This window comes from Nocardia sp. NPDC058497, assembly GCF_042720195.1.
Classification (GTDB): Bacteria; Actinomycetota; Actinomycetes; order Mycobacteriales; family Mycobacteriaceae; genus Nocardia.
In genome coordinates, this window is the sequence record NZ_JBHXMY010000396.1 from 1 (window position 1) to 5,638 (window position 5,638).

The window sequence follows — 5,638 nt, forward strand, 5'->3', positions numbered from 1 at the left end:
GCCACCCCCCCCCCTGGATCTCCGGCTCTTTGATGGGGCGCACTACGCAAACCCACCCCGCGACAAACCTCTTCCACAACCCCCCCCCCCCCCCGGGCGGGGACCCACCCCTCTGGTGTGGGGGCCCCCGTCCGCCTTTACACAGCTCTCAGATCTGGACAGACGATCACCAGGCCTTCACGGCACCATCGGCCGAGAAGGAAAATCCCGCAGAGCCTGTTGATCTTGATCCCGGGGGCTCGTCCGACCTAGTCGGTGCTGGTCGACCCCGCGGACAGCAACCGCGTCGCGATGGCGCGCGCGGCATCGACTCGCGCCGTATCGCCGATCTGCCGGGCGATATTGGCCGCACTGACGACCGCGTCGAGCTCGAAAACCAGGAGTTCGGCGTCGATACCGGCGAAGTCGCCGACCGCCTGGGCCTTGCGGATCTCCGCGGCCAATATGGCAAGCCACTCGTCGTGGTCGGCGACCACGGCGTCGCGGACGGGGCCCGACTTGCTGCTGAATTCGGTCAGCGTGGCGACGCGGAAGCAGCCGCCGGGAAAGGGTGGCTGCTCGATGTGGGTGAACCAGCGCTCGATCAGCGCCCGTACCCGGCCCGCGCCGCGTGGTTCGCGCAGACTCGGCGCGATCACCCGTTCGACGAACACCTCACGGGCGGTCTGCACGGCGGCCAGCTGGAGCGCTTCCTTGGTGCCGAAGAGCGTGGCGATACCGCTCTTGCTGATACCCAAGTCGGTGGCGAGCATGCCGATACTGAGGCCGTCCAGGCCTTCGACGGAGGCGAGCTCCGCGGCGCGGCGAGCGATGGTCGCCCTGGCTCGGGCGCCCTTGGCGAGTCGTTGATCGCCGGGCTCGGTCTGGGTCATGGCTGCCATTGTTCCACCATCCCTTGCATAGGTGAACGATCGGTCGTACTTTAATGTACGAACGATCGTACGTTCTTATTCCCCTCTGTGAAGGAATCCCTCCATGACCGACGTTTCCGCGCGGCCCGAAGGTTCGCCGACCAGCACGGGCACCGACGCCGCGGGCCGCACGCTGGCCGTGGCGATCGGCGCCGCGTTCATCGCCCTGCTCGATCTGTCCGTGGTCAATATCGCCTTCCCGACCATCGCCACCACCTACCCCGGCACCCCGACCAGCACCCTGACCTGGATCGTCAGCGGGTACGCGGTCGCCTTCGCCGCGCTGCTCACCCCCGCGGGCCGCCTCGCCGATGTGTTCGGCCGGCGCAGGCTGTTCGCGTTGTCACTGGCGGGTTTCGCCATCACCTCGCTGCTGTGCGGGCTCGCGCCCAGCGCCGAATGGCTCATCGCCGGACGCATTCTGCAGGGCATGACCGCGGCGTTCATGGTGCCCGCCGCGCTCGGCCTCGTCTTGGCGGCCACGCCACGGGAGAAGATCGGCGCGGCCATCGGCGCGTGGTCGGCGGCGGGCGGATTCGCCGCGGTGGTCGGTCCGGCGATCGGCGGCGGCCTCGTCGAGAGCCTCGGCTGGCGGGCGATCTTCCTCGTCAACGTGCCGATCGCGATCGCGTTGATCGTGCCGGGCCTGCGCCTGCCGGTGGCCGAGGACACGCGCCGCGGCTCCGCGCTGCCCGATCCGGTCGGCATCCTCGCCGTCGCACTCGGCCTCGGCGCGGTCGTCGCGGCCGTCACCGAGGGCCAGAGCTGGGGATGGACCGCGCCGGGCACGCTGGTCGCGCTGATCGGCGGCACCGTGCTCGTCGTGTACTCGCTGGTTCGCTCGCTGCGTCACCCGGATCCAGCCGTGGCCGTATCGCTCTGGCGGAACAGGCAATTCGCGCTCGCCAACGCTGGCTCGTTCCTGTTCGGTGCGACGATGTTCGCCTGGCTGCTGGCCGGGCCGATGTTCCTCGACGAGGTCTGGGGCTACTCCGTGCTCCAGTCGGCGGCGGCGCTCACCGTCGGCGCGGCGGCCTCGATGGTCGCCTCGATGATCACGGGACGGATCACCAGCGCTTCAGGTCAGCGGTGGGCCGGGGTGGTCGGCGCACTGATGTACACCGCCGGGCTGGGGTGGATGAGTACCGACGCGTTCGGGCCGGACCCGGCGCTGTGGTCGGCGTGGATTCCCGCCGGGCTGCTCGGTGGTGGCGGCGTCGGCGTCGTCATCACCGTGCTCGGCACCGCGGCCGCGAGTTCGGTTCCCCCGCAGCAGTTCGCGGCGGGCATCGGCATGAACACGACCGCCCGCCAGGTGGGTGGCGCGCTCGGAGTCGCGATGCTCGCCGCCGTTCTCACCGCCGTGTCCGACAACGCGGTGCGTGCCTTCCACACCGTGTTCGCCGTGGGCGCGGTGCTCGGTGTCGCGTCGGCCGTCTTACTGGCCGTGCCCTCATTCGCCCGTTCCACCACACAGGATTAGGAGTTCGAGATGTCTTCCACCACACCGTTGTCCGAACGATTCACCGAGGCAGACGACCCGCTGTTGCTCGCCCCCGATCAGGCGGTCGCGCTCCTGCGTGACGCGCCGTGGAAGCGCTTCGCCGTGCTGGGCGACTCGATCGCCGCCGGCACCGGCGACCCGAGCCCCGGCTACGCGTCCACCGGCTGGGCCGACCGGGTCGCGGCCACCTTGTCCGCGGTGAATCCCGCACTGGCCTACCGCAATACCGGGCGCGTCGGCGCCACCAGCAGCCAGGTTCGCGAGCGTCAGTTGCCCGGGATCCTGGAATTCGCACCCGATCTCGTGCACGTCAGCTGCGGCGGAAACGACCTGTTCGAGGCGGGCGGTGATCCCGGCCTGCTGCGGGAGAACCTGTCCGCGATGTTCACCTCGCTGATGGAGGCGGGGGCGCTGGTGTCGGTGTTCACGGTGGCCGACGTCTGGGGCGTCGAGCGGATGGCGCCGATGCGGGCGATGCGGCCGCGGATGGCCGTGATGAACGACGTGATCCGGTCGGTCGCCGCCGAATACGATGCGGTGCTCACCGAGTTCTGGGAGCACCCGGTGCGGACACGGGCGACTCTGATGAGTGCCGACCTCATCCATTTCACGACGAGTGGGCACGCGGTGGTGGCGAGTGAGGTCGTCCGTGCCCTGTCCAGGCGGCTCGACCGCATCTAGGGCCTGCTCGAAGTCCACCGGGCACGCGCTGACCATTCACCACTCGCGCGGATAGTCCAGATTGCAACCGACCGGCGGGATTGTGAACGATCAGCGCGGTAGTCGACGGGATTGTGGGCGGTGGATCGGCACGGTCCACAACTTCGAGACAGGCTCTGGCAGGCCGTCGCGGAACCGGCTGCGCGTCGCGGCCAGCTGCGCGTCGCGGCCAGCTGCGCGTCGCGGCCAGCTGCGCGTCGTGACCGTTCCGCGACCCGGTCAGCTGTTGCCGCGCACCAGTTCGGTGCCCAAGGTGACGAGTTCCGCCCGGACTTCCGGTGGCCCGACGACTTCCACGTCGGCGCCCCAGCCCGCCAGTTGCCGGGCGACCATCTTCGCGGTGTCGGCCGTGATCTCGGCTCGGATCCGGCCGTCGTCCGCGGGGCCGAGCAGGGTGCAGTTGCGGCCCTGTTGATCGGCCAGGATCGGGGCCAGTGTGGCGGAGACGAGGACCGTGGCGGCCACGGCGGCGCGACGCTCCTCCATCCGGGTCACAATCTGCGACCACTCGGCCTGGAGATCGAAATCCGCAGGGCGGTCGGCTGTTTCGTCGAGGACGGTGACCTCGACGATCCGGTCGAGGCGGAAGGTCCGGCGGCCGCGGTCGGTGCCCGCGATCAGATACCAGACCGTTTCCTTCTCCACCAGACCCCAGGGGCTCACCGTGCGGACGGTGCGCTCCCCCGATCGCACGTACTCGATGCGCGCCCGGCGGCGATCCACCACCGCCTGTTGCAGCGACGACAGTGCGGCAGGCGGTTCCGGATCAGGCCTGCCCCAGCGGGCTGGGTCGACGACGACCGCATCGGCCGCGGCGGCCGCGTCCTCCCGGAAGGTGTGCGGCAGGGCCCGCACCAGCTTGCGCAGTGCGGACTTCAGCTCGGGTGCGGCCTGCGCCGCGGGGCCCGCCAGCAGGAACAGGGCCCGCGTCTCACCCGCCGTCAGCCCGGACAGGTCGGTGCGGGCACCGCCGATCAGCGACCAGCCGCCACCGCGCCCGGCCTGGGGATACACCGGGATGCCCGCCGCCGACAATGCCTCCAGGTCGCGGCGCGCGGTCGCGACCGATACCTCGAGTTCGGTGGCGACCTCGACGGCCGTCACCCGGCCACGCGCCTGCATCAACAGCAGGGTGGCTACCAATCTGTCCGCTCGCATACTCGATGATTCTGCCGAACAAAGTGCTCATTCGGTGAGCACTTTGACTGGCAGAGTCGTTCTCACCACAACGACGACACAGGAGCAGACATGCTGCGCGGAATGGCCACCACCACGTACTACGCCGACGACCTCACGGCCGCCAAGGACTGGTACGCCGAATTCCTCGGCATCGCACCGTATTACGAGGTGCCGGGCGGCTACTACGAGTTCCGGGTCGGGCCGATGCAGGCCGAACTCGGCATCATCAATCGCGCCTACGCTCCCGCGGGGGCGCGCAACGCTCCCGGCGGCGGCGGTGTCGTGTTCTGGCATGCCGACGACCTCGTCGCCACCTTCGCCCGCCTGCTCGAGCTGGGCGCCACCGAGTACGAACCGATCACCGAGCGCGGCGAGGGCGCCGGGTTCGCGACCGCGGCGGTACTCGATCCGTTCGGCAATGTCCTCGGGATCATGAGCAACCCGCATTTCGTCGCGATGACCGCCGACCGGGACGCGGCGGCCTCGGCCTGACGGTTCAGGCGGCGAACCAGCGTTCGAGGACGGTGGCGACACCGTCCTCGGCGACGGCGCCGGTCACCACGTCGGCCAGGGCGAGGACCGCGTCGGGCGAGCCTGCCATCGCGACCGAATGCGCCGCCCAGCGCAGCATCTCGCGATCGTTGAAGCCGTCGCCGATGGCCAGTGTCGCCTCCGGTTCGACGCCGAGGGAGCGCCGGAGTCGTTCGAGCGCCCAGCCTTTGGACACCCCGCGCCGTGACACAGTGAGCCACGGGCCGTATTCGCCGTGCACCCAGGAGGTGTCGGGCACCACCAGCGAGGCGAGCAAGCGCACCATCTCCTCGGCGCTCCCGCCGGGCCACCAGCCGTTGAGTCGCGGTGTCGGCGCGCTGCTCAGCATGTGATGATCGACCAGCTGGAACTCGCCGATGGAGAACTCCTCCCCCGGTCCGTGGCCGGTCGCCCAGACGCCCTCACCCACCCGTTCGGCCGCGAAGATCATGTCGGGAAACAGCGCGCGCAAGGCCAGCACGGCCGGCCCCGGATCGAACGACTGCACCGCGACCGGTTCGCCGCGCGCGACGTCGACATGCACGGCCCCGTTGGAACACAACGCGTGCCCTTCGGTGAGCCCCAACTCTTTCAGCACCGGCCGCGTCGCCAGCACGGTGCGCCCGGTCGTCACCACGACATGCGCCCCCGCCGCCACCGCGGCCCCCACCGCCGCCGCGACCCGCGCACTGATCGCGAACCCTGTCGCCAACAGAGTCCCGTCCACATCGAGCGCGATCATTTTCGGCGCTCCCCCGAGTACTGCCATCACCCTATTGTGCCCGCCCCCACC

At 70.0% G+C, this 5,638-nt stretch carries 6 protein-coding genes; 3 read left to right on the forward strand and 3 right to left on the reverse strand.

All coding sequences use genetic code 11. From position 1 onward, the window contains the following. Positions 1-248: 248 nt before the first annotated feature. Entirely contained in the window at positions 249-872 is a 624-nt protein-coding gene (locus ACFWPJ_RS23010; RefSeq protein ID WP_378854455.1) for a TetR/AcrR family transcriptional regulator, read from the reverse strand. A gap of 103 nt (positions 873-975) precedes the next feature. Here ACFWPJ_RS23010 and ACFWPJ_RS23015 point away from each other — a divergent pair, with 103 nt between their 5' ends. Both ACFWPJ_RS23015 and ACFWPJ_RS23020 read left to right on the forward strand, forming a co-directional pair. Continuing rightward, positions 976-2,394: a DHA2 family efflux MFS transporter permease subunit gene (locus ACFWPJ_RS23015; RefSeq protein ID WP_378854456.1), complete on the forward strand. Its 1,419-nt coding sequence runs from the start codon at positions 976-978 to the stop codon at positions 2,392-2,394. Positions 2,395-2,403: 9 nt separating this feature from the next. Beyond that, on the forward strand, positions 2,404-3,096 hold the full coding sequence (locus ACFWPJ_RS23020; protein ID WP_378854457.1) for an SGNH/GDSL hydrolase family protein: 693 nt from the start codon (positions 2,404-2,406) through the stop codon (positions 3,094-3,096). Positions 3,097-3,354: 258 nt separating this feature from the next. Here ACFWPJ_RS23020 and ACFWPJ_RS23025 read toward each other — a convergent pair whose 3' ends face one another. Then, a complete protein-coding gene (locus ACFWPJ_RS23025) occupies positions 3,355-4,293 on the reverse strand; it encodes a helix-turn-helix transcriptional regulator (protein WP_378854458.1) in 939 nt (312 codons plus the stop codon). Positions 4,294-4,383: 90 nt separating this feature from the next. Between ACFWPJ_RS23025 and ACFWPJ_RS23030 the strand changes: the two genes are divergently transcribed. After that, on the forward strand, positions 4,384-4,806 hold the full coding sequence (locus ACFWPJ_RS23030; protein WP_378854459.1) for a VOC family protein: 423 nt from the start codon (positions 4,384-4,386) through the stop codon (positions 4,804-4,806). A 4-nt stretch (positions 4,807-4,810) separates the two neighbouring features. Here the strand turns inward: ACFWPJ_RS23030 and ACFWPJ_RS23035 are convergent, their stop codons facing one another. Beyond that, a complete protein-coding gene (locus tag ACFWPJ_RS23035; RefSeq protein ID WP_378854460.1) occupies positions 4,811-5,614 on the reverse strand; it encodes an HAD family hydrolase in 804 nt (267 codons plus the stop codon). Positions 5,615-5,638 lie beyond the last annotated feature (24 nt).